The 24,378-nt window shown below is 69.9% G+C and carries 20 protein-coding genes; 13 read left to right on the forward strand and 7 right to left on the reverse strand.

Going from position 1 to position 24,378, the window contains the following annotated elements:
- The first annotated feature begins 419 nt into the window (after positions 1-419).
- The 7 genes from AB0K82_RS16870 (at position 420) to AB0K82_RS16900 (ending at position 8,661) form a co-directional block, all read left to right on the forward strand.
- Positions 420-3,671, forward strand: coding sequence for an RHS repeat-associated core domain-containing protein (locus AB0K82_RS16870; RefSeq protein ID WP_364397801.1), 3,252 nt, complete (start codon positions 420-422; stop codon positions 3,669-3,671).
- 571 nt (positions 3,672-4,242) lie between these two features.
- Positions 4,243-4,647: a hypothetical protein gene (locus AB0K82_RS16875; RefSeq protein ID WP_364397803.1), complete on the forward strand. Its 405-nt coding sequence runs from the start codon at positions 4,243-4,245 to the stop codon at positions 4,645-4,647.
- Between the two features lie 11 nt (positions 4,648-4,658).
- On the forward strand, positions 4,659-4,751 hold the full coding sequence (locus AB0K82_RS16880; protein ID WP_364397804.1) for a DUF397 domain-containing protein: 93 nt from the start codon (positions 4,659-4,661) through the stop codon (positions 4,749-4,751).
- Between the two features lie 350 nt (positions 4,752-5,101).
- Positions 5,102-6,469, forward strand: coding sequence for a histidine kinase (locus AB0K82_RS16885; protein WP_364397806.1), 1,368 nt, complete (start codon positions 5,102-5,104; stop codon positions 6,467-6,469).
- A gap of 65 nt (positions 6,470-6,534) precedes the next feature.
- Positions 6,535-7,218 carry a response regulator transcription factor gene (locus AB0K82_RS16890; RefSeq protein ID WP_364397808.1) on the forward strand — a complete coding sequence of 228 codons (684 nt, stop codon included), beginning with the start codon at positions 6,535-6,537 and terminating at the stop codon, positions 7,216-7,218.
- 79 nt (positions 7,219-7,297) lie between these two features.
- Positions 7,298-7,963 carry a hypothetical protein gene (locus AB0K82_RS16895; RefSeq protein ID WP_364397810.1) on the forward strand — a complete coding sequence of 222 codons (666 nt, stop codon included), beginning with the start codon at positions 7,298-7,300 and terminating at the stop codon, positions 7,961-7,963.
- Between the two features lie 131 nt (positions 7,964-8,094).
- The gene (locus AB0K82_RS16900) at positions 8,095-8,661 is read left to right on the forward strand and encodes a hypothetical protein (RefSeq protein ID WP_364397811.1); all 567 of its coding nucleotides are present in this window, start codon (positions 8,095-8,097) and stop codon (positions 8,659-8,661) included.
- An 18-nt stretch (positions 8,662-8,679) separates the two neighbouring features.
- Here AB0K82_RS16900 and AB0K82_RS16905 read toward each other — a convergent pair whose 3' ends face one another.
- Positions 8,680-9,546: a beta-1,6-N-acetylglucosaminyltransferase gene (locus tag AB0K82_RS16905; protein ID WP_364397813.1), complete on the reverse strand. Its 867-nt coding sequence runs from the start codon at positions 9,544-9,546 to the stop codon at positions 8,680-8,682.
- Positions 9,547-9,723: 177 nt separating this feature from the next.
- On the opposite strand from AB0K82_RS16905, the gene AB0K82_RS16910 reads away from it, so the two are divergent.
- From AB0K82_RS16910 to AB0K82_RS16920, 3 genes are read left to right on the forward strand one after another with little or no spacing between them, the layout of a single operon-like run.
- Positions 9,724-10,974 (forward strand): hypothetical protein, encoded by a 1,251-nt coding sequence (locus AB0K82_RS16910; RefSeq protein WP_364397814.1) that lies wholly within the window; start codon positions 9,724-9,726, stop codon positions 10,972-10,974.
- Positions 10,971-11,420 carry a PssD/Cps14F family polysaccharide biosynthesis glycosyltransferase gene (pssD, locus tag AB0K82_RS16915; RefSeq protein ID WP_364397815.1) on the forward strand — a complete coding sequence of 150 codons (450 nt, stop codon included), beginning with the start codon at positions 10,971-10,973 and terminating at the stop codon, positions 11,418-11,420. Before AB0K82_RS16910 ends, pssD begins: the two co-directional genes overlap by 4 nt.
- Complete coding sequence (locus tag AB0K82_RS16920) at positions 11,417-11,968, forward strand: glycosyltransferase (protein ID WP_364397817.1); 552 nt, start codon at positions 11,417-11,419, stop codon at positions 11,966-11,968. Before pssD ends, AB0K82_RS16920 begins: the two co-directional genes overlap by 4 nt.
- A 24-nt stretch (positions 11,969-11,992) precedes the next feature.
- Here the strand turns inward: AB0K82_RS16920 and AB0K82_RS16925 are convergent, their stop codons facing one another.
- From AB0K82_RS16925 to AB0K82_RS16945, 5 genes are all read right to left on the reverse strand, one after another.
- Entirely contained in the window at positions 11,993-13,093 is a 1,101-nt protein-coding gene (locus AB0K82_RS16925) for a glycosyl hydrolase (protein WP_364397818.1), read from the reverse strand.
- A 110-nt stretch (positions 13,094-13,203) separates the two neighbouring features.
- Entirely contained in the window at positions 13,204-15,264 is a 2,061-nt protein-coding gene (locus AB0K82_RS16930; protein WP_364397819.1) for a fibrinogen-like YCDxxxxGGGW domain-containing protein, read from the reverse strand.
- Positions 15,265-15,482: 218 nt separating this feature from the next.
- The gene (locus AB0K82_RS16935; protein ID WP_364397820.1) at positions 15,483-16,385 is read right to left on the reverse strand and encodes a sulfotransferase domain-containing protein; all 903 of its coding nucleotides are present in this window, start codon (positions 16,383-16,385) and stop codon (positions 15,483-15,485) included.
- A 1-nt stretch (position 16,386) separates the two neighbouring features.
- Entirely contained in the window at positions 16,387-17,976 is a 1,590-nt protein-coding gene (locus tag AB0K82_RS16940; RefSeq protein ID WP_364397822.1) for an oligosaccharide flippase family protein, read from the reverse strand.
- Positions 17,973-19,400, reverse strand: coding sequence for an O-antigen ligase family protein (locus AB0K82_RS16945; protein WP_364397824.1), 1,428 nt, complete (start codon positions 19,398-19,400; stop codon positions 17,973-17,975). Before AB0K82_RS16945 ends, AB0K82_RS16940 begins: the two co-directional genes overlap by 4 nt.
- Positions 19,401-19,604: 204 nt before the next feature.
- Between AB0K82_RS16945 and AB0K82_RS16950 the strand changes: the two genes are divergently transcribed.
- Together AB0K82_RS16950 and AB0K82_RS16955 are read left to right on the forward strand one after the other, a co-directional pair.
- Positions 19,605-20,675, forward strand: coding sequence for a hypothetical protein (locus tag AB0K82_RS16950; protein ID WP_364397825.1), 1,071 nt, complete (start codon positions 19,605-19,607; stop codon positions 20,673-20,675).
- A 108-nt stretch (positions 20,676-20,783) separates the two neighbouring features.
- Entirely contained in the window at positions 20,784-22,658 is a 1,875-nt protein-coding gene (locus tag AB0K82_RS16955; protein ID WP_364397826.1) for a Wzz/FepE/Etk N-terminal domain-containing protein, read from the forward strand.
- Between the two features lie 291 nt (positions 22,659-22,949).
- Here the strand turns inward: AB0K82_RS16955 and AB0K82_RS16960 are convergent, their stop codons facing one another.
- Positions 22,950-23,846, reverse strand: a complete 897-nt coding sequence (locus AB0K82_RS16960; RefSeq protein WP_364397828.1) for a glycosyltransferase family A protein — start codon at positions 23,844-23,846, stop codon at positions 22,950-22,952.
- Positions 23,847-23,905: 59 nt separating this feature from the next.
- Here AB0K82_RS16960 and AB0K82_RS16965 point away from each other — a divergent pair, with 59 nt between their 5' ends.
- Positions 23,906-24,367 carry a PPOX class F420-dependent oxidoreductase gene (locus AB0K82_RS16965; RefSeq protein ID WP_364397829.1) on the forward strand — a complete coding sequence of 154 codons (462 nt, stop codon included), beginning with the start codon at positions 23,906-23,908 and terminating at the stop codon, positions 24,365-24,367.
- Positions 24,368-24,378: the final 11 nt, after the last annotated feature.

Here is a 24,378-nt window from a genome sequence, read left to right on the forward strand (position 1 = left end):
CCTGAACAGCAACGGTTGTCGTCCTTTTCCGGAACCGGCCTTCTGTCATCGGCCAAGATCATACTATTCGTTGACCGACAGGCGGGGACGCCGGAGACGGGCGACGAAAAGGACGTCTAAGGCACCTTGATTGCACCTGAAGGGACGGTCGCGTATCGACCGCCCCATTCCTTCGCATGCCTTAAATCAGTCTCCCGACAAAAATGTCCAGATGCGGTCTTACCGAGTAATTGACTGATCGTCATGGAAGATCAATGATCTCGAAATGTCTCCTTGATCCGGAACTGCCGTCGAGCGATCGATCGCCCGCCGGCTCGGAAGGAGACCGTGGTCCGGGGGCCGAGAACCGATCGAGAAGGGGGGCCGCGCAGCCGCGCCGTCCCCTGCCGCGTTCCTGTCGGTTCTTCGAGAGGGACTTCGTGTCATCGCATCGTCGTACCGCGTGGCTCGCCGCCATCGCGCTGCTGACCTCGAGCATCGCCGTCATACCGACCGCGGCGCAGGCGGCGGGCAAGCCCGCCAAGCGCCACAATCACTCCTTCAGCCTCGCCTCACCGCACTCCAGCGGCAAGGTCCATCTCGCGTCCTCCAACCTGCCGAAGTTCACCCCGTCCAAGGCGCTGGCGGCCGACGCGCCGACCGGCTCGGGCCCAACCCGCAACGGCACCTTCCTGACCTTCCAACTCGCCGACTACCTCGAACTGAAGGTCAACGTCGGCTCGGGCAATGCGATGGTCCGTACGCAGGATCTGACGCTGCCGCAGATCGACCAGAACCTTTCCCTCGGCGCGGTCTACAACAGCCTGCTGCTGTCCTCCAGCCGGCCGAACGGCGCATACGGGCCAGGGTGGCGTACGCGGGAGGGCAAGGACGTCCGGCTGTTCAAGAACAGCGACGACTCCGTCACGTACTTCGCTCCCGACGGCACGACCGGAACCTTCCAGCCCTCCGGATCGGGCTACACCACACCCAAGGAGTTCAAGGCCGATCTGGTCAAGACCGACAGCGGTTGGAAGCTCACCGAACACGAGACCGGCCGAACCCGGTACTTCACGTCCGACGGCGACCTCGACCGCACGGAGGACCGCAACGGCAACAAGACGGAGTACGCCTACGACCCGTACAACGACCGCTGGACATCCGTGACGTTCCTGCCGCACGAGACGTGGGGTCGGCAGATCACCGTCGCGTACAACGACGCGGGCCTCGTCTCGGAGCTGGACTACGGCAGCCGGAAGTCCTCCTACACCTACGACGGGTCCGGCCGCCTGTCGCAGATCACCGAGCCTGCCGGCGAGACGATCGGCCTGGGGTACGACGCGTCCGGCAACCTGACCTCGATCACCAGCGGGGCCGGCGCCACGACGAGGATCGACTATGACGGTGGCCACCGGGCGACTGCGGTCACCCGGTTCGTCACCGGTAGTGCGGGAGACGGCCAGGTCACCCGGCTGGCGTACACCTCCTCCACCCAGACGCTGGTCGCCGATCCCAACACCGACCAGGCCAAGGCCGTCGCCGACGTTCCGCACACCACGTACACGGTCGACTCCGGTTCCAAGCGGGTCACCGAGACGACGGACCCCGAGGGGCACAAGCGCAAGCGGTCGTACACCCCCTTCTACGATGTGGCGACCTCGACGAACGCGGTGGGCGGAACGACCACCAACAGCTATGGAGCCAACAACGGCGAGTCGCTGACGACGTCCACCGCGGCGACCGGGGCGTCCGTGTCCTTCGCCTACGCGAACCCGCCAACCTCCTCCAACCCGACGGCGAACTTCCAGCCTTCTTCGGGCACCGACGCGCAGAAGAACACCACGTCGTACACGTACAGCGGCGCGGGGAACCTGTCTTCGTCCAAGGACGCGACCGCGGCGACCGCCAAGGTCGACTACAACGACGACGGCACCGCCAAGTCCTCCACCGACCCGAAGAACGACGGCAACCCGACGACGTACACCTACGAGGACCACCACCGCCTGTCGAAGATCACGCCACCGAGCGGCAACGGCCTGGGAGCCCGGTCTTTCACCTACGACTGGTACCTACGGCTGCAGACCGCCACCGACGGCGCCGGGCGTACGACCACCTACGGCTACGACGATGACGACCGCGTCACCAGCGTCAGCTACTCCGACAACACCCCACAGGTCACCTTCACCTACGACGGCGCCGGGAATCTCACACAACGCACCGACGCGTCCGGTACCACCACGTGGATCTACGACGCCCGAAACATGGTCCTGAAGCGCACGGCCACCTCCGGCGGGGGCGACCTGACGTATGGCTATGACGCGGTCGGGAACCTCAAGTCCCTCACCGACGGCCGTGGCACCGTCACCTACGACTACGACGACCGCAACCTGCTGACCGGAATGACAGACGCCGCCGGCGACCCGTGGTCCTTCTCCTACGACGACGACGGCCACCGGACCGACACTTACTTCAACAAGACCTCCAGCAGCACCTGGGCGATGCACACCCAGACGACGTACGACAAGTCCGGCCGCGTCACCCGCGTGGCCACCACTCGCAACAGCGATTCGACGCTGGTCGTATCCGACCTGTCGTACTGCTACAGCCCCCACGGCAGCGACGACACCTGCTCGACCTCCTCGAGCAACGACACCGGCCTGCGCCAATGGGTCAACGACCACGTGGCGAACAAGGTCAGCGTCTACTCCTATGACAAGGCCAACCGCCTCACCAAGGCGACCAACGCCGCAGGTCACACCTACGACTACGCGTACGACGACGACGGGAACCGCACATCCGCCAAGGTCGATGGCACGCAGAGTCAGAGCCTTTCGTTCAACTCCGCGAATCAAATCAGCAATAGCGGGGAGAGCTACGACGGCGCGGGCAACCAGACCGCGACGGGTAGCAATGGCGGATGGACGATGACCTACAACGCGGCCGGCCAGATGACCTCGGCCGTGAACAGCGCCAAGACCGTCCCCTACAAGTACGCCGGACCCGACCAGGTCGAAATGGTCAGAGCCGGCTACAGCACCACCCTGGTCTACGGCCTGGCCGACCAGAACGGCCAGCCCTGGATCCAGTCCTATCAGAGCGGCACCACCCCCACCTACATCGAACGTGACGGCCAAGGCACCCCCCTCGGCTTCTACAACGGCGCCAAGGACTACGCCTACGCCACCGACGGCCTCGGCTCAGTCGTCGCCATCATCACCCCCGCCGGCCTCCAAGCCGCCCACTACGACTACACCCCCTACGGCGAAGTCACCCCCGACACCGGCTGGGAAGCCCAACCCAACTTCCTCCGCTACACCGGCGCCTTCACCGACCCCAACACCACCCTTCTCAAACTCGGCCACCGCCACTACAACCCCGCTCAAGGAAGGTTCACCCAACAAGACACCATCACCAAACTCGCCGACACAAAAAACGGAAACAAGTATGCCTATGTGGCGGATAACCCTGAGAACTACGGCGACCCTTCAGGTCTCGACCCGATAGGTGACTACATGTCGTACGTCTCATCCTATATCGAGGTAGGCGCTACCGTCGGGGGGCTTGCCGGATGTGTTATCGGCATAACGCTGGCGGGAGCGGGATGTATCGCCGCAGGCGGGGTGGGAGCCTTCATTGGTGGAGGTTTCGGTCTCTCGATCGGTAGCTCCGTATACGCGATCACGAACGGCTAGTCTCTGGAGAATGAAGTGAAGGATCGTCGACGACTCAGCGAACGGCAGTTCGCGGTTGCCTTGCTTGCCTTCTTCGCTTCAGGCATACCCCTGGGCGTCCTGTGCGGTCTCGCGGGACTGAGCAGAGCCGTCACGTTCGCGATAATGACCCCGATCGTCGTCGGAGCGACAGCACTGGCGCTGATCTACGGTCCAGAGTCAGCCCTCAGGAGGAAACGTTAGGCGAGCTTCCATACCATCGTCTGATGCCCGACGCGGCTGCGTCGGGCATCAGACGGCGCTCCCATCACAACCGGAAATATTATCGCAGCGCACTTCATAGGGCAGGCGCTATGCTGGCGGGCGCATTCGGCGGAGGCGTCACCTGCGGGGTAGGTTCAACCTAAGATTCACTGCGTCACTTATCCGCACTGGAATGGTGGCCATCTACAGAATAAGACGACCTGGTAGATAGATCGGCAGATCGTGGAACTGGCTCTGGCCGCAGTCACAGAGTATGCCTGGCATCATGACGATCTCGCCAAGCGGTGGCCGAGGGTCCGCGATGGCGACGCCGAAGCAGAATGGCTGAGTGGACCGCCTGCTCAGGAACGGGGCAGGCGGTCATTCGCCACGTCAGGGGAAGGCCATAGCGCTGCTCATCGCCACGTCCGGCCTCGTCATCCGCAGCTACCTGACGATGTCCGCGGGCGGCCCGCGCCGGTCGACTCGCGACACCTCTCCTGAAGAAACGGCCCCCATTTCCGTGCGCCCCTCCCGACCATGTTGGTCGGGGCGGTGGGCGGTCTCGTGGTCGACGGAGTTGCCGGACGAGATCGACCCGCCGATCTCCTATGTCGACGACCTCACCGGCGAGGAGTACATCGAGAACGCTGAGGGTAACCGCCGTCTTAAGCTGGCTCGGACCCGCATCGCCGATGCGGCTTTGCCTCCCCAGAAGTCGGTGGACCTGATCATCGGCTTGGCAAAGGAGTAGGTCGAGTCCCCATGTCCCGGCCCGCGCCCGAGCTCGTCTGGCGTAAGAGCAGCCGGAGCGGCAGCAACACGAACTGCGTCGAAGTCGCCCAGGTCACCCGGTAGAAGTCCGGTCCCGAAGAAGCCCCCGGCGACCGTGCGCCGGGGGCTTCATTCGATCTCGTGCCGAGTGCCTCGGGCTCGATTCTCCGCGCACAACGCTCGGCGAAAGCGCGTCCTGCCTGATGGTTCGTCCCGATACCAGTACCGTTCCCAGCGGCTTCACCGAACGTTGCGCCCGCCCGGGCAGCGGCGAGTTGGTCGACGATGTGCAGTCTGCGCCCCTGCTCGGCGAGCAGTCTGTTGGAATCATCAGGTGGACGCCCCCAGAACGATTCACTGAACTCGCCCGTGTGGTTCTCGATGACCGGCACCGGCCAGGAGCGTCATGGGATGATCGTCCGTACGGTGGGGGCGTGGACCTCACGCGGCTGCGTCGTCGGATGGAAGCGGTTCCGCCATGGGCCGGGGAGGCGATCCTGTGCGCGGTCGTCGCTGCGGCGACCGTCTACCGCATCGACGCTGCGGCGCCGGGCACCGCCGACCGGAGTCCTGACGCGTGGGCCTATGGGATCGGACTCGCGATGGCGGCGGCGCTGCCGGTCCGCCGACGCAGTCCGGCCCTGGCGCTCGCCGTCGTCTTCCTGCTGTGGGTGGTGTATCACGCCGCGAACTATCCGGGCGGAGCGCCGGCCGTGCCGGTCTGGGTCGCGCTGTTCTCTGCCGCCGCCGCGTCGCGGCGGAGGGCGGGGCTGGCGGTCGCGGGCTGGCTGGTCGTGTCGGACGCGCTGGCCCGGACGAAGTACACCGGCGTCGGCCTGTTCGACGCGGCCCTCGATGGGTCGACGGTGGTGTTCGTCGCGGCGCTCTTACTGGGCGACTCCGTACACAGCCGACGCGCGCGACGCGCCGAGTTCGCGGCCCGGCTGGCGCTGCTGGCCGCGCACCGGGACCAGGTCGCCGCGCGGCGACTCGCCGAGGAGCGGATGCGCATCGCCCGCGAACTCCACGACGTGTCCGCCCACACGATCGCCGTGATCAACGTGCAGGCGAGCGTGGCCGCCGAACTGCTGACGGAGGCCCCCGACCAGGCGCGGGAGGCGCTCGAGGCGGTCCGGCGGGCCGGTGGCGAGGCGATGGCCGAGATGCGCGCGACCGTCGGCGTCCTGCGGGAACAGGACGGCGCGGAGGGCGACATGGCGGCCCCCGCTCCGGCCATCGACCGGATCCCGGACCTGGCACTGGCCTGCGTCGGGCGCGGGCCGCGCGTCGACGTGCGGATTGAGGGGGAACGCCGCCCGCTGCCGCGTCTGGTGGAGTTGACGACCTACCGGATCGCGCAGGAGTCCCTCACCAACGCGTTGCGTCATTCCGACGCCGGCTTGGTGGAGATCCTGGTCCGGTACGACGAGGCCGGGCTCGCGCTGGAGGTTCGCGACGACGGCGGCGGAGGTGACGGCCGCGCCGGCGAAACCGGGTCGGCGACGGAGGGCGACCGTCGCGTCCGCGAGCGCGATCGGGTGACGGAGGACGCCGGCCGTACCGGCGGACCCAGGTGGGTCGCGGAGGACGACGGCCGTAGCGGCGGACCCGGATGGGTGACGGAGGGCGACGGCCGTACCGGCGAATCCGGATGGGTCACGGAGGGCAACGGCCTGCGGGGCATGGCCGAACGCGCGGCGGGTCTGGGCGGCCGGTTGACCGCGGGCCCGTTCGAGTGGCCCGACGGCGCGGGGCGGGGGTTCCGCGTACGCGCCTGGCTGCCGGCCCCGGACGAGACGTGAGCGGGTCCCGGCGACGCGAGATGGAGGCTTCAGATGGGCGACCGACCGCGGGGCGAGGAGGCGACGTGACGATCCGTGTGCTGGTGGCCGACGACCAGACTCTCGTCCGGGCCGGGTTCCGCATCCTCCTCGACCGGGCGGAGGACATCGAGGTCGTCGCGGAGGCCGCCGACGGGGAGGAGGCGGTCGCCCTGACCCGGGCGCACCGCCCCGACGTCGTGCTGATGGACGTGCGGATGCCCGGCACGGACGGGCTCGCCGCGACGAGGCGGATCCTCGCCGACGAGCGGACGCCGGGCGTCAAAGTGATCGTCCTGACCACGTTCGACCTGGACCGATACGTCTTCGCCGCGCTGCACGCGGGGGCCAGCGGATTCCTGCTCAAGGACATCGACCCCGACGCTCTGCGGCAGGCGGTGCGCACGGTGTTCGCCGGCGACGCCCTGCTCGCGCCTCGGGTGACCCGCCGATTGATCGCCGCGTTCGTGGGGCGATCGGGGCAGCCGGCCTTCGACCCGGCCCTGCCGTCGGCCCTCACCGATCGGGAACGCCAGGTCGTCGCGCTCGTCGCCGAGGGCCTGACCAACGAGGAGATCGGCCGACGGCTGGCGATGAGTCCGGCGACCGCGAAAACTCATGTGAACCGGGCGATGGCCAAGGTGGGCGCGCGGGATCGCGCCCAGCTCGTGGTGTTCGCCTACCGGTCGGGGCTGGCCGGAGCACCGCCCGACACACCACCCCAGCGGTAGCGCCCGTACCGCGACCGCGGTATCGCGTCGCGCCGCGAAGCGGATGGAATCCACGGTGCGGCTCCCTAGCGTTGCCTGCGTGGTCATTCACGAAGGCGAGGGAGAAAGCATGCACTCGGTATCCCGGACCATCGCCGGAATCTGCCTCATCCTGGGCCCGGCGCTCCAGGCGATTTCGACTTTCTATTGGACCGACCGCTATCAGGGCATCACCGCCGGAACTCTCATCGTGGTCGCGACGACCTGTTGGCTCGTCGGTCTCGTCGCGGTGTACCGCATCGTCGAGCCGCGAGTGCCGAGATACGCGGCGATCGCGCTGCCGGTCGCGATCTACGGGTGCGTCGGCGGAGCCTCGTTCGGGCTGCAGGGAATGCACGAGGAGCTGTTCAACGTCTCGCACACGGAGGCGGTGCGCCTGATCCAGCAGCATCCCGCGGCGGCGTACGTGACGTTCTGGTTCGCCGGTCCGGCCTTTCCGCTCAGCCTCTTCGTCCTCGGTGTCGTGCTCACCCGGATCCGGGCGGTTCCCCGGCCGATCGGCGTCCTGCTGTTCGTCAGCGCCATCGCATTCCCGATCAGTCGAGTACCGCGCGAAATCGCGATAGCCCACCTCGCCGACTTCGCGCTTCTGGTGCCTTTCGCCTATCTCGGGGCTCGGATCGCGCTGGGGCATCCGGTTCTGACGCCCGCGCCGGACCGCTCGACGGCCGCTTTGCCGGATTCGCCGATGAGCACACGACAATGAACCGGCAATGATTCGGCCGCTCACCGCCCGGAACGTGATCCGAATATCCGTTCCGGGTACGCCCGCCGAACGGACCGTTCGCGTCCGGCAGCGGCGACTCGCAGGGGTGGGGAATGATTCGACGGGGCACCTTGGACGCATCGATCGGCGAGAAGGCCGTGTTCTACCGCAGGGCGAGCGTCTGCGTCCTGACGGTCGGCCTCGGCCTGGCTTGGCTCTCCTCCGCCGCCGAGGCCGCCCGGATCCCCGCGGGCCCACGAAAGCGTCTCGTCACGGATCACAACAGCGACGGGAACGGCCACCACAACGCCACCGCCATGTCGGTGCGGAGTCCTGTTCGCAATCGCGGCTATCAGCACACCACCAACCGGAATGCCGGGGGTGTCAGCGACGCGCAGAACGCGCTGTGCCACAACGTCCGGGTCTGCAATCTGACGCAGAAGGTGACCGTGGTGAACCCGGAGAAGCCGGCGCCGCCGACGGACGCCGCCGCATCGCCGCAGGTCGCCGCGCCCGCACAGGCCACGACCCCACAGGCCGCGCCCCCGCAGGCCGGGCCCGCGCCCGCGCGCCCGCTGCTGTACATGGGCCCGTACGGCCTGATGCTGGCGGGCGGCGGCTCGGGCGGTCCGGCCGCTTCCGGCGAGGCCGGCGGCCGCGCGTGGTGGCTCGACTGTGCGGCCGGTTTCTTCTCGTGACTCCGCCGGCCCGGACCGTCAGGACCCGGGACCGCGGTCGGCGGCGAGCTGGTCGAGCAGGTCGGGGACCTCGGGGTGCGCGGTGACGTCGACCTTGCGTGCGAAAAACGCGTCGCTGGCCCGGAGCTCGTCCAGGTGCGCCGCGGTGATCAGGTCGGGATGGCTGGCGTCGGCGCCCCACCGGATGAACCGCTTGCTGTCGTTCGCGACCGAGCGGGCGGGCCGCGCGTTCAGGGCCAGCGAGCAGATGAACGTCTCGTCCGGGATCGGCGCGTACCGCAGATAACGCAGCAGGCGGTCGGCCAGCGGGTCCGCCAGCATGCCGTGCACGGTCGGCGCGGAGAGGTTGAACCACATGTCGCCGACGTACAGCCCCACCCCGTCCCGGTAGGGATGCCGGCGCGGGACCGGCAGCGGCACCGATCGGTGGGTGCCGGGCAGCCGCCGTTTGCGAAGGTAACGCCGTCGGGTCACCGCCTGCCAGGGGTCGGTGTCCGCCGCCGGATCGGAGGTCACGGCGAAGTGCCGTAGGTACGCGTCGTACGGCGAGGCGGCGAGCTCCTTCTCGATCGCGGTGATGGGCCGGATCGGATAGTCCTGGCCGGAGACGAGGAGCGCCCAGGAGAAGTCCGGGATGTTGGCCGCCACCCAGCGCAGCGACCGCCACTGCGCCTCGACCAGGGAGAGCCGCCCCCACTGGCCGGGCCGGGCGTCCGGGACGAGCGCGACGTTCGAGGACGGACGGAGCGTCAGCGGCTCACCGCTCGGATCGTGGTGGACCACCGCGACCGTATCGACGCCGCCGCGGATCCGGTCCACGAGCCGGGCGACCTGTCCGGGGTTCCGGTGCGACAGCACGATCACGACCAGCGGTCCGCCGCCCATGCCCATCCCGCGCCCTTCACCGTGAATTCACGCTCGTCGTTGCGTGACCGAGGGTACTCAGGTTCCCGAAATGCGGTGACGCGTCCGATGATGAAAGGTCGATTACGGTAAAGTGCCGGGAAAGTTGGAGTCGGTCACCGGGGCGGATCCGGGCTGATCAACGGCACAGGGGGCGCAGTGCTCCGCGCACTTGTCGAACGGCTGTGGCTGCCCGAGCCGGAGTCCTCCGGGTGGCCGGTCCGGGTCACGTCGGGCGAGGTCCCGCCGGGGTACCGCGTGGTCGAGCGCTACGCCGTGGTGCCCTCACCCGAACGGCCGCGTTTCCTCGTCCCGCTCGACGGCCGGGCCGTGGCCGCCGGCAGCCTCACCCACTACAACGGGCTGCGCTGGGCCCGCCTGCGCGTCCCGCGTACGGTGCTGGGCGCCGGCTTCCGTACCGGGGTCGCCCCGCTCCTGCTGCGCCACCGGCTGCTCGTGTGCGTGCCCGACGACCTCCCGCCCGCCGAGCTTGGCGACTACCTGCTGAGCGCGCACCTGGGGCGCGTACTCGGCCTGCCCCAGCCGGCGCTGGGGGTCGGCGTCCGGCCGCCCGACCCCAATTCGAAGCCGACGCTCCAGCTCTTCGGCGCCGACGGCGCCCCTGTGGGCTACGCCAAGGTCGGCTGGAACCCCGCCACCCGGGAGATGACCCGGCGGGAGGCGGCCGCGATCGCCGCGGTCACCGAGGGGCCGGCGGGCGGCATCCGCGTGCCGCGGCTGCTGCACCACGGTCCGTGGCGCGACTACGACCTCACCGTCACGGCGCCGCTGCCGCCGCGGATCCGCCGCTACCGCGAGGCCGACCGGCCCCCGCCGGTCCCCTGCGACGATGTCTCTCCCGGCCAACCGACCCCGACCGACCTCCCGGGTCCGTTCGCCGCGCGGACGGCGAAGCTGGCCGACTCGGCCTTCTGGCACGCGCTGCGGGCGGAGGCCGCCGTACTGGCCGCCGACGACGAGGAACGACGCCTCGCGGCACTGGTCACCGCGCACTGCGACGAGCTCGAACGCGAGCACGGCGGCACCCCCCTGCGGGTCGGCCGCTGGCACGGGGACTGGGTGCCCTGGAACATGGGCCGCTACGCCGGTGACCTGTACGTCTGGGACTGGGAGCACAGCGCCGAAGAGGTTCCGGTGGGCTTCGACCATCTGCACTGGAGGTTCCAGGACGCGCTGGTGCTGCGCGGCCGGCCGCTGGGCGAGGCGGTCGCCGCCGTACGGGCCGCCGCCGAGAACGAGCTCCCCGAGCTCCCCCACGACCACCGCCGGCTACTCGGGCGGCTCTACCTGCTGGAGATGTTCATGCGGACGTACCACCTCAAGCGGCTGGGCGGCGGCTGGAACCCCGCCCTCCATCCGGCCATGCTCGAGGTCCTGGAGGAACGATGAGGGTCCTCCTGGTCTGCTCGACCGGTGGGCATCTGACCCAGCTGCATCGGCTGCGGCCCTGGTGGTCCGAGCACGAGCGGATGTGGGTGACGTTCGAGAAGGCCGACGCCTGCTCCCTCCTCGCGGACGAACAGGTGACCTGGGCCTACCATCCGACGACCCGCAACATCCCCAACCTGCTGCGCAACCTGTGGCTCGCGCTCCGGCTCGTCCCGCGCTACAGGCCGGATGTGATCGTCAGCTCGGGCGCGGGCGTCGCCGTGCCGTTCTTCGTGCTGGGGAAGCTGCTGCGCCGGCGCACCGTGTACCTCGAGGTGTACGACCGCATCGACTCCGGCACGCTCACCGGCCGGCTCTGCTATCCGATCGCGGACCTGTTCCTGCTGCAGTGGGAGGAACAGCGGGCGCGCTACCCGAAGGGCACCGTCGTGGGGCAACTCTTGTGACCGGCCAGGACAAGCCGCTGGTGTTCGTGACCGTGGGCACCGACCATCACCGGTTCGACCGGTTGATGGGCTGGATGGAGCAGTGGCTCGCGGCGAACGGTCAGGTCCGCTGCGTCGTGCAGCACGGCCCGGCCGACCCTCCGGTGGGCGCCGAGTGTCACGACTTCCTGCCCCACGCGGACATGCAGACGCTGTTCCGGCAGGCGACCGCCGTCGTCTGCCAGGGCGGCCCCGGCTCGATCACCGAAAGCCGGCAGGCGGGCCGGCTGCCGATCGTGGTGCCCCGGATCGCGCGGCTGGACGAGGTCGTCGACGACCACCAGGTGCGGTTCTCCCGGCACGTCGCGACCTTCGGCAAGGTGGCCCTCGCCGAGTCCGCCGAGAGCCTGCACGCCCACCTGAACCGCGCCCTGACCGACCCGGCGGAGTACGCCGTGCCGGACGAGGCCGACGAGACGGCGCCCGCGGTCGCGCGGTTCGGGCGACTGGTGGACGAACTCGTCGCCGCGCCCCGCCGCCGCCGTTTCCGGTCCGGCAGGGCGGGTTAGCTCCGCGCTCTCAGCGCCCGGCGGTCAGCGTCCGGTGGTGTTGAGGTAGGTGTCCCGGCCCGCCGTCGCGTACGAGCCGAGCATGCCCGGGCCGTTGTCGACCTTCAGGTTGCAGCCCGGCCCCGCGTCGAACCTGATCAGCCCGGCGATGTTGGGGTACTTGCCGCGCAGCACTCCGGGAATCTCGCGGTACCACTGGATCGAGCGCTTCGGATCCGCCGGGTCGTACTGCGTGCCGTACTCCGGGAGGATGAACGGCTTCTTGGCCAGCCCGTGCTGCTGGAAGAAGCGGTACGTCGGCCCCACCTTCTGGTCGAACGTGTACCACGGCCCGTTGTGGCACTTGTAGAAGTTGTACGGGTCCCAGCCCACCCAGTCGACGTACGCGTCACCGGGATAGGAGTCGAGCATCCGCTGCGGGTTGGCCCCGCTCATCGTGCCGGTGGTGACCCACACCCACACGACGTTCTTGACGCCGGCCCGGTGGAAGACGTCATGGACGTGCCGGGCGGCCGCGACGTACTCCGCCGGGCTGCCCTTCATCTCGCCCTTGTCCTGGTGCCGGTCCATCTCCGGGTCGAAGGACATGAAGACCTTCTTCCCGTAGGCCCGTACACGCTTCGCGACCGGCTCGATCACGGATTTGTCGTAAGCGCCGGCCGCGATGTCGCGCCACTTGTAGCTCTGCTGGCCCTGGTAGACCTTGCTCTCCCAGGCGAAGAACAGCAGCCGGGACCCGCCGAGCACGCGTTCGGAGGCGTCCGGGAAACGGCCTGGCCCGGCGGCGTTGGACCAGTCGTGGAAGCGCAGGACGATGTCGAAGCGGCGGCCGACCTTGCCCTCGATGTCGGTGACGGCCGAGGTGAGGGACTTGCCCTGCACCGAGTAGATGCCCCAGTAGGCGCCGCACTTGGGCATGAGCTTGGCGTCGGCGCCGCAGTCTCCGCCCGCCGCCGCCGACCTGCCCTCCGCGAGGGTGGCCGCCCGCGCGTTCGTGGCCGTCTTGCCGCCCTTCGAGCCGTCGTTGCCGGCCGCGGAGCCGCAGGCGGACAGGACGGTGCCCGCGCCTACTAGCGCCACCGCCGACAGGGCGATGACGCGACCGCGTGCTCTGACGATCCTCATGCTTCCAAGCCTTTCATTCCCGCCGGGTCGCAAGCGGGAACGGGGAACCACCCGGTGGGTGGTTCCCCGATCACGATGCGGAAGTTACCGCGCCCGGCCCAGAGGTGGGGTCAGGGGCAGAACCGGCCGAACCCGCCGAGCCACTGGTAGGCGGAGCCGGTCCAGGAGCCGCTCTTCAGGTCACCACCGGCCCACATGCACCCATTGTTGTCCTTCACGAGCGCCCACACGCCGTTTCCGGCCCGCGACGCGAAGATGGGGTTCCAGTTGGGCAGGTACTTGCCGGTCTTGGCGTCCCACGCGCCGACCATGTTGAGGCGGTGCACGTTGGAGTAGCCGCCGGTCTTCGGGTCCGGGTACGTCCAGCCGTCGGTGTAGTCGAAGTCGAAGCCGTGCGACCCGGCGTACAGGACACCGTTGATCTCGACGCTCGCCTGGAAGTCACCGCCCTGACGGGCGAGGTTCCCACCGATCTTGTTGTTGAAGTCCCGGTCGTAGACCTGCAGGTCATGCTCTGACCCGCCCATCCAGACGCGGTCGCCGACCTCGAGGATCGTCTGGCGGTACGGCTTGTCCGGGTCGTCGATGCTGGGGATCCACTTCTGGTCGCCCAGCCCCGAGATGTGACCGCCCGGCGCCGCCGTGCTGACGATCGCGAAGTCCTTGAGCGGCACCTCCTTCTGCTTGCCCATGTGCTGCATGCGGCCGCCGAAGTAGACGCGGTCCCCCTGCGAGCTGGCGTCGAGGGAGTACACGCCCGCGTCGAAGAACGGGTTCCAGGTGGTGTCCGGGGTGCCGTCGGTCACCTTGACGCGCGCCGCGCCGCCGACCCAGAACGGCGACTTGTTGATGGTCGAGCCGCCCACGATGTGGTCGAACGTGCCGCCGATGTAGAGCCAGCCGTCCTGGATGTCCATCGCCCGGCCGCGCGGCACGGCCTTGTTCCGGATCAGGCTCGCCTTCCAGGTGGACAGCGGCGCGCCCGTCTTCAGGTCGAGCGCGGCGAGGCCCGCCGTGTTGGCGACGCCGTTCACGTTGGTGAAGTCACCGGAGACGAAGAGCTTGTCGCTGGTCCCCTTGATCGCCCAGACCTCGCCGTCGAGCTTCGGCCGGAACCCGGTCTTCCACTCGCCGGTGCTCGTGTCGAAGGCCGCGAGGTAGGACTGCTCGACCTTCTCGCCGGCGGCCGGGGTGGCGCCCTTCTGCACGTACTGGAACTCGCCGCCGACGTAGAGGGTGCTTCCGACGACGCCGAGGGCGTGCACCTCGATGTGGTTCTCACCGCTTTGACCGCTGACGACGCCGGTCACGCCCCACGGGCTCGGCGAGGTCTTGCCGCTGAGCAGCTTCAGCGCGGCCGGGGCCGCCCCACCCGTCGCGGTCGTGATCTTGGGTCGGATCCAGACCTGCGTGAAGGGGGTGGGCAGGCCCTTGGAGGTGCCCTTCCAGAGGTAGCTGCTCGCGCTGGTCGACGCGCCGGAGACGCTCGTCGTGGCGTACGCGAAGCCCTTCTTCCATGAGTCGTCCGCGCTCTTGACGGTCGACAGGGAGTTGTACGGGCGCAGCACCACGTCGGACTTCTTGATGCTGTCGGTGTACCCGCCACTGTAGGACGTGCCGTCGAAGTCGGCCGAGCTCAACGGGAGCCCGCCGTCGAAGGTCCACGACCAGTCGGCCAGGTCCTTGAACTTCAGCGAGGCGTCCTGCCAGGAGGTGCCCGTGGAGTTCTTGGCGCGGTGCAGCCGGACCCCGTCGATCGGGCCGCCGTTGAACAGCCCGTTGATGGTGTCGCCGGGGACCGTCGCGGGCGAGAACGCGGCGGTGCCGTCGGGCGTGTTGCGCACGTTGGACGCGCTGCCCTGCCCGGCGTAGTGGAAGGTCCAGTTCTCCCGGCCACGACCGACGAGGACCCAGCCCCCGCCGTCGGTGGTCATGTCGCAGTAGAACTGCTGGGCGCTGCTCATCCGAGGCGTCTTCAGCCAGTACAGGCCGGTGACGCTCTTCGGATAGTCCTGCTTGATGGCCCAGCAGGACAGCGCGGCGGCACCGGAGGACTTGCCGTCCGGCGCGCCCGCGCTGGCCCAGTTGGGGACGAAGATGACGCCGGCGGCGACCAGGGCGGCCGCACCGGCGACCAAGGGGGTCTTGCGCGCAGGCAGACGGAATGCCATGAACTCTCCCGCGGAGTAAAGCGGCGAGCAGAGGGGCTCGGGGGATAAACAATCTGCGGCACAGAGGAGCTGGCGCAGGAACGTGGCAAAATTAGTGCAAACGGCCACGCGTTGTCAACGAGAGTAATCATTTCGCTATTACCGGTAATTGGCGCCGAGAAAATCGGCGGGACCGGTAAACCACCGGCGCGGGTCATGCGTCCCCCCGCCCCGCCACGTCAGGCCGGCCAGGAGTACTCCTCGCCCAGCAGTTCGTACAGGGCCCGATTGTGCGGGCGATAGAACTCGGTGAGCCGCTCCTTGGTGTCCGGATTCATCGGCGGCGCCGGGAGATGGTTGTGCCGCTCAGCGATCTTCAGGGGATGTGCAGGAAGTCCCAAGAATTCGGTGACCCGGTCCACGGCCGCCTGCTCGTTCGCGTACAGGTCCTCCGCCGGCATGATGAGGAACTGTTCCCGGGGGAAGACGGAGAACCAGTTCTCCAGTTGCGGCCGGTAGACGCCCCGGTCCTGGTAGGTGTAGAAGTCGTGCGCCCGGCTGTAGTACATCGGGTCGGCGGCCATCTTCTCGCGCTCGCCGCGCAGCCGCTCCGGCTCGGCCGCCAGGGCGTCCTCGAAGCTCAGGTCCTCGACGCCGTCCCCCACCCGCTCCCAGTAGTGGGAGTAGGCCCGCTTCACCGGATCGCGCAGCGTCACGATGATCTTCACGTCCGGAGTGCGGGCGCGCACCCGCTCCGGCACCGGCGGGTAGTACATGTAATAGGGGCAGGCCTCCCCGGTGACGGGCCGGGGGCCGCCGAGGCTCTGCTGGACCCGGTCCAGCTCCTCCTCGGTGGCGAAGTGCGAGCGGTACCAGGCGTCGCCCTTGTCATAGTTGACGTAGTAGTAGCCGGGGCTCTTGACCCCGCGCGACGCCGGATACATCGGCATGACCAGCGGGTGCTGGATGAGGTAGTTCCACAGCGAGGTCGTGCCGCCGCGCTTGGTGCCGATGATGAGGAAGTCCGGCAGATGACGCCGGTCGGCGGTCCGCACGGCGTACGCGCGCGTCGTCGCGTTCGCCGCGTCCTTCACCCAGCGTGGCGAGCGGTCCTTCGCCCACCCGACGAACCCGGTCGGCACGTCAGCCCTCCTCCTTCGCGTCCGCGCGCCCGCGTGACCGCAGCGCTCCGAACATCACATCGGCGTGCAGCACGTACCGCAGCCGCCACAGCACGGCACCGTAGCCGCAGGTGGCCAGGACCGCGTACGCCGCGAACGCCACCAGGCCGGTGCCCAGGAGCATCCGCAGCACCACGCCCAGGCCACCGAACCACACCAGTGCCCAGATTCCGACCGGCGCGAGCGTCCGCGTCCGCAGCCGCAGGCCCATGAGATAGCGCACCTGCACGACGGCCAGCAGGTTGTCCACGAGCATCGACACGCCCCACGCGACGGCGGCGCCGATGATGCCGAACGGCGGCACCAGCAGCAGGTGCAGCACCACCATGAGGACCACGACGACGGCCTTGTCGAGCAGGTTCCACGAGCTCTTGCCGCCCATGAGCAGGACCGTCTGCACATTGCCGGTCGCCAGCACCAGCGCCATCGCCGAGGCGAGGATCGCCATGGCCCCGGCGCCGCCGCGGAAGTCCGTGCCGAAGAGCGTGAGGACGAACGGCCCGAACACCGCGAGGGCGAGGTACAACGGCCAGGAGGCGGCGACGACCCAGCCGGTGGCGACCGCGTTCAGGTCCTCGGCCTGCCGGGTCTCCCCCCGGGCGAGCAGGGCGGCGATCTGCGGTGCGACGGCGAGCCGCGTGGCCGCCAGCACGAGGGTTCCGGTCGTGATGAACCGGCCCGCGGTGGCGTAGACGCCCGCGTCATGGCTGGACACCATCGCGCTGACCAGCGGAACGCCCAGCCAGGTCACGACGATCTCGAGCATGGCCGCCACGCCGCGCAGCCCGGAGAAGGCCCAGAACTCCCGGACGGCCGAGGGCTCCGCCGGGTCCGGCGCGGCCTGCCGCTCCCCTTCCGCGTGCTGTTCGGCCTCCGCGCGGCGGACCAGCCGCCACAGGATCGCGACCGCCGCCACGAAGGTCAGTCCGATCGGCAGCGACCAGGCGACCATGACCCCGCCCGCGCCGTACCCGAGGGCGGCGACGGCGATGACCAGCACCGGCCGGCTGAGCGGCGTGATGACGTTCGCCTGGACGGTGAACGCGGCCAGGCTGCCCAGGCCGCGGGTGCCCGACAGCGCGACGTTGCGGACCGCGGAGACGGCCAGGACGGGCCCGCAGACCCGCAGCAGGAAGACCGCGTCGTCACGGTGCGCGGCGTCGACGAGCAGCCGGGCCAGCCAGGGTGCCAGCGCGAACACCGCCAGCCCGGTGACCGCGCCGACGGCCAGGACCGGGACCAGCGCCGCGACGACGACCCGGCGAAGGTCGCCGATCCGGCCGAGGGCGCGCAGGCGCGCCGTGCTGCGCACCAGCCCGGTGTCGGCGCCCAGCTCGGTGACCTCGGTGAGGATCATGAAGAGCGCGACGACCGTGAAGAAGACGCCGGTCTGCGCCGGGCCCAGCACCCGCGCGACGACGACGGTCAGCAGGAACCCCGCCATGGCCGCGACGAGGGAGCCGACCAGCCCGATCGCCCCGCCGCGCGCGAACTCCCGAAAGTGCGAGCGCCCCGCGCGGTCGTTCCGCGTGGCCTCGGCCTGGGTGGTCAATCGTCGTCCTCTCCCTGGCTCCAGGTCGGCCCCGGTGTGTACCGGCTCCAGCCGGACAGGACGTCCGGCCGGGCGAGGCCGGTCCCCGGCCGTCGGCGGGGTGGGGTGAGCGGCGCCGCCTCCGGGCCGGCCGCCGTCTCCCGCATCACGAGCGCCGACGCCACGAAGATCACCACGAGCTGGGAGCCGTCCAGCCCGTAGTAGAACATCATGAATGCGGCCATGACCGTCACGACGTGCAGCCACAGCAGCGCGCCCGGCGCGGCTCGCGTCCGCAGGGGAAGCGACCACAGCCAGGCGCAGAACAGGATCAGCGCCACGAAGCCGAACGAGAACATGACGTTCCAGAACTGGCCCTGGGTGCCGACCGAGATGCTGAGGGTGAGCGACGGGCGCGGCGCGCCGTAGCCGATGAACGGCGACTGCAGCGTGCGCTCGAACGCCTCCCGGTAGATGGTCGCCCGGCCCGCGTTCGTGGAGCTGTACTGTGTCCGGCTGCCGATGCTCTGCCCGACCCCGAGCGCCGAGGCCGTCGCCAGACCGATCCCCAGCAGGACGAGCACCGCCGCGAGCCACTTGACCTGGCCGCGGAAGCCGAACCGGAGGGCGGCGTACAACACGCCGACGCCGACCGCCAGGAACATCCCGCGGTTCAGGGTGCTGAAGGCGGGGACCAGCGAGGCGAGGAGCAGGACGGTGACCGCCTGCCGCCGCCACCGGACGGCCGCCGTGCGCATGTACAGGATCGCGAACGGGACCAGCAGCGCGAAGTGACTCCCCCACGTGTTGGTGTACGGGAACGGCGCGCTGGGCCGGTTGTACGCCCGCGGCGCTCCCCACGGCCGCTGCACCTCGGCGAACTTCGGGTGGACCAGGTCCTTCACGTAGTCGTTGCCGGCGATCGACCCCGGCAGCAGGCTCTGCATGGGCGTGCTGATCGACCCGTTGGGCAGGACGACGCCCAGGTAGCCTCCCGCCACCACCCAGACCCAGAACAGCACCATGAGACCGATGGCCCGGGACAGCGGCAGCGCGCGGCGCGAGGAGTTGTAGACGTAGAGGAAGAAGACGGTGGCCGCGGCGTAGTTCAGGAACCGGAAGACGAAGCCGATCATGCGGCCCGCGCTGTCCAGCTGGGTCCCCGCGAACGTCATCCAGATCAGGAACAGCAGCCACAGCCCGAAGCCGGGCGGCACCCGGAGGCCGCGCCGCAGCAGCAGGATGCCGAACATCGGCAGCGCGGCCAGGTCCGCGGCGAACCCGCCGAGCCCCAGCACCCACAGCAGCGGGTAGCCCGCGAAGAAGGTCGCGAACGGCCATGTCGGCAGCTCCTGGCCCCACGACGGCTCGTCCGCGGAGGAGGGCGAGGAGGACGGGTCGGTGGCGCCGCGCCGGGACGCCGACCGTGCGCTGAAGGGGCTCAAGGCGGTCACGAGGCGGTCAGGCCCGCCGGCCGGAAGGCGTGCTCGACGGCGCACTCCTGGCCGCCGGAACCGCCCCTTCGTACCCGTTCGACACCGACAGCTCCTTAGACTGCTTGTCCCGCCGCCACGCCGGCAGGAGTTTACCGGGGACGGCCCCGGGCCTTACCTTCTCAGAGACTTCAGTGGGGAGATCCGGGAATCAGCATGCCCATCCGCCTGTCTCGCGCGCCGTCGGCGGTCCTGGCCGCGCTCTGCGTCTTCTGGCCGACCGCCGCCACCGCCCGGGTCGGCGCGGATCCGGAGCCCATCGACGCGCAGGTCGTCGAGGTCGTGGCCGACCCGGCCATCACCCAGGCGAGCGGGCTGGCGACCAGCGAGAACGGCCGCATCCTCTACAGCCACGAGGACTCGGGCCGCTCCACGGACGTCTTCGGCCTCGACGCCGAGGGCAAGGCGCGGTTCACGGTACGCCTGCCCGCCGGGTCCAACCAGGACTGGGAGGACATCTCCGCGGTCCGGCTGCGCAGTGGCAAGCGGGCCATCTACCTCGGCGACATCGGCGACGCGCTCCGCACCCGGCAGGCCGCGAAGAAGTCCGGCCGGCGTGACTACGCGGTGCTGAAGTTCGACGAGCCGCCCGCGAACTCCACCGGCCAGGTCAGCCCGGCCGGCCTGGAGACCTACCATCTCCGGTACGCCGACGGCATCCCCGGGCGCAACGCCGAGACCCTGCTCGTCCAGCCGGGCACCGGCCGCGTCTTCGTCGTCACCAAGACCGAGACCCCGCAGCAGGTCGCGTCGCTGTGGGAGGCCCCGGCGAGCCTGAACCCGCAGGGCGTCAACCTCCTGCGCAAGGTCGTCGACGTACCGGTCACCAGGGCGTCCGGCGGCGACTTCTCCCCCACCGGCGACCGCGTCGTCATCCGCAACGACGACACCGCGTACATCTGGTGGATCAACAACGGCGACGTGGTCAAGTCCCTGGCGGAGAAGCCGGTGGAGGTCCTCCTGCCCCAGCAGAGACAGGGCGAAGGCGCGACCTTCACGCCGGACGGCCATTCCCTGCTGGTGAACTCCGAGGGCGTGAGCCAGCCCATCTGGCGGGTCCCGCTGCCCAGCTCGGTCAATGCCGTGACGACGCCGCTGGCCCGGGGGCAGAGCGCCGGCGGTACCGGCTCCGGGCAGGACACCACGCTCATCGCGATGGCCATCGGCGGGGCGGCCTTCGTCCTCGCGGTCGCGCTCATCGGTCTCCACATCCGGCGACGCACCTAGCTAGATTTCCGGCCGCCTGCGGTTCTCCGCGAGCGCAGGCTAGGCCAAGCCCGGCAAGGTATGTTATGGCGGTCTCATAGACCTTCGGCGAAGGGGCCACGCAGTCAGATGGACGCCACGGCCACGGGGGGCTCGCGAGAGCTCGCGGACTACCTGGCAATGCTCAAACGCCGCTGGTGGGTGGTTGTCGCCGCAGCGGCGCTCGGCGTCGCGGTCGCGGCGATGCTCGTCGTCGTCATGCCCAAGACGTACTCCGCGTTCGCCGTCGTGAACGTCACGCCCACGAAGCTGGACAGCGGCAGCCAGTCCGGCAAGCAGCAGGACATCAACCTGCAGACCGAGGCGCAGCGCGTCCGCTCGTACGACGTCGCCGAGCGGGTGGCCCGTGACCTGCACACCAAAGAGAACCCGACCGCGCTCAGCATGTCCGTGTCGGTGAACGTCCCGAACGACTCGACGGTCATCTACATCACCGTCAACGCCGCGACCGCCGCGGGCGCCCGCGACCGCGCGCACGCGTTCGCCCAGGCCTACCTCGACGACCGACGCGACAGCGCCACCACCGTCCTGATGACCCAGATGGCGGCTCTCCAGCGGCAGATCAACTCGCTGTCGAAGCAACTGCGGACGATGACCGACAAGGTGCAGAGGAACCTGGTCATCGCCCAGATGCAGGCCCTCAACAACAAGTCGTCCGACCTGCGGGTGAGCGCCGCCAACGTGGACCCCGGACAAATCATCACGGACGCGCGGCTGCCCGCCTCGCCGTCCGACCCCAGCCTGACGAAGTACCTGCCCAGCGGTCTCGTCGGCGGCCTGTTGCTCGGTGTCGTGCTGGCCATCCTCCTGGACCGGACGGACAAGCGGGTGCGCACCGCCCACGACATCGAGCGCGTCCTCGACCTGCCGGTCCTCGTGGACATTCCGGCCAAACGCGGCCGGGAGGGCCTGGGCCTGCTGCCGGCGCGCAGCCGCACCGGGCAGAGCTTCCACGAGCTCTCCCACGTCCTCACCGCCACGCTGGGCCACGGCAACCACGTCCTCCTGGTCACCGGCGCGGCGCCGGGCCGCGGCGGCAGCTTCGTCGCCGCCAACCTCGCGGCGGCGCTCGCCCGTACGGGCTCGGACGTCCTGCTGGTCTGCGCGGACCTGGGCTCCTCGGTGGCCGGCGAGCTGCTCGGCCTTCCGGAAGGACCGGGCCTGTCGGAGGTGCTGCTCGGCTGGGCCGAACCGCGCGAGGTGATCCGCAAGAACCACGGCGCGCCGACGCTGAGCGCCATCACGGTCGGCACGAACAGCGAACTGGCCGCCGAACTGCTGCAGCGCGAGCAGATGAACCGCCTGATCGGCTCCCTTCGGGAGGACTACCGCTTCACGGTCATCGAAGCCCCGTCCACCGAGCTGGGCGCGGACGCCCAGGCGCTGGCGGACCTGGCGGACGCCGCGCTCATGGTGGTCGAGATCCCCCTCGCGCGCTACGCCCAGATACGGGACGGGGTCCGGCGCATCGACCGGATGGGCGCCGCGGTGATGGGCGCGGTCGTACTGCCCGTACAGGACGACAAGGTGGCGCCGCCGCCGTCCCGGCCCCTGCCGGCCCGTACCCCGCCGCCGCTGCGCGAGCGGCCGGCCGCTGCGCCGCCGAAGCAGAACAAGTACGAGGCCATCGAGGACGCGCCGACGGTGCTCGACATGGTGGCCGTGTCCGACGAGGGCGCCCTTCCGCCGAAGGGCCGGCGGCACCGCCCCGAACCGCTCCCGCCCGCGTCCGGTGAGGAGGCCGCCCGGCCCCAGGCGCCGACGCGCTCCACCGGTCAGCCCCGGTCCGACCTGGCCCGCTCCGTCGACCCGGCCCGCTCGGCCGAGGCGGCCCGGTCGGCCGAGGCGGCCCCGCGCACCGACGGCACCGAGTCGGCACGGCCGGCACCGGCCGACAACAGCGCGGCGGAGACGGCCGCGAACCCCAAGGTCACCTGGACCTGAGCACCGCCGTTCAGCGCGCGAAGACACGACTCCGCGCGCCGGCCGCCGTGCGCGTCGGGTCTCAAAATCGTGATCCTTGGCGGATGCCGCTGGTAGGGGCCCGAGCAGGGGTGCTGGCTTTCGGAGCTGTTTCGTGAGACGAGAATTTTCTCGTCTCACGAAACACCGCCGAACACGGACGCCGCCCCCGCAGGGTCGGTATGCCCCGGTCCATGAGGCTTGCGGTGGTGTCGAGTCCGGGCCTCGCGGTGGCGCGATCCGGTCCGGCATCGCCGCGTGCGCCGACCTGGGTCAGATGCCCCGGCCGCGGGCGTGCAGCGTCAGCAGGACGCGCTTGCCCGAGACGGCGCCGCTGGCCACCGCGAGCGCGAACGGCACCCGCCGCTCCTTCCAGTTCGCCCGCATCGCCCGTCCCGCCCAGCGCACGGCCTCCCGGCGCCGGCCGATGGTGGCGCAGCCGAACGCGATCTGCCCGTACACCCGCCCGGCCGCGGCCGGGGACCGGCCGATCTCCGGGTAACGGTCGAGGAACCACCGCAGGGCCTCGACCTTCGTCTCCCACGCCTGCGCGTAGTAGGACGTCTGGCCGAACAGCACGCGGACGTACGGCCGGTCGACGTTGACGATCGGATGCCGCCGGGCGGCGCGCAGCGCCAGGTCCCAGTCCTCGCCCTGGCCGCCCGGGATCGTCTCGTCGACCATGCCGATGTCGATCAGCGCCTCGCGCCGGAAGACGTACGTCGAGGAGTGCACGCTCATCACGCGGTCGCCGACGAGGTCGTCGAAGAGGACCCGGTCGGCGCCGGCCAGGCGGGGCACCTCCCGGCCGTCGAAGTCGACCAGGATGCCGCAGCTGGCGAGGACCGCGTCGGGCTCGGCCTCCAGGGCGGCGACCTGGGCGGCCAGTTTGCCGGGCAGCCACACGTCGTCGTCGTCGCAGGCGGCCACCAGGTCGGTGTCGAGCGCGAGGATCCCGGTGTTGCGGCTGCCGGGGAGGCCGGGCGTACGGGTGTTGGCGAGCACCTCGACCCGGTCGCCCGCCAGGCTCAGGTCGGGCTCGGCCCGGTCGTACACGACCACGACGCGGACCTGCCCGGCGTAGTCCTGGGCCAGCACCGACTCGATCGCCTTGCGCAGCAGTTGGGGACGGTTGTGAGTGGGGATGACCACTCCCACGGAGGGCGGCACGCGCGACAGTTTAGAGTGCTGCGGAAAACGACGAGCAGCGTCCGGAAAGGTGATTTCACGTGGCTCCGAGGATCGCGACCGCCGAGCGGGTCGAGCGAGACCAGTTGCTGGAGTTCCTGCGGCCCCGGCACCACGGGTTGTTGTCCACGGTGCGGGCGAACGGCCGACCGCAGATGTCGCCCGTGACGTGCGGCGTGGACGCCGACGGACGGATCGTCGTCTCCACGTACCCCGCGCGGGCCAAGGCGCGGAACCTGCGGCGGGACGAGCGGGTGTCGATCTGCGTGCTGTCCGACGATTGGGACGGCCCGTACGTCCAGGTCGACGGGCGCGCCGAGGTGCTCGACATGCCGGCGGCGCTGGACGGGCTGGTGGAGTACTACCGCTGCATCGCCGGCGAGCACCCCGACTGGGACGAGTACCGCGAGGCGATGCGGCGCCAGGACAAGTCGCTGATCCGCATCCACATCGAGGAGTGGGGACCGATCGCGACCGGCGGTTTCCCGCCCGAGCGGCCCTGATCACAACGCGT

The organism is Actinoallomurus sp. NPDC052274, from assembly GCF_040679475.1.
Taxonomy (GTDB): domain Bacteria; phylum Actinomycetota; class Actinomycetes; order Streptosporangiales; family Streptosporangiaceae; genus Actinoallomurus; species Actinoallomurus liliacearum.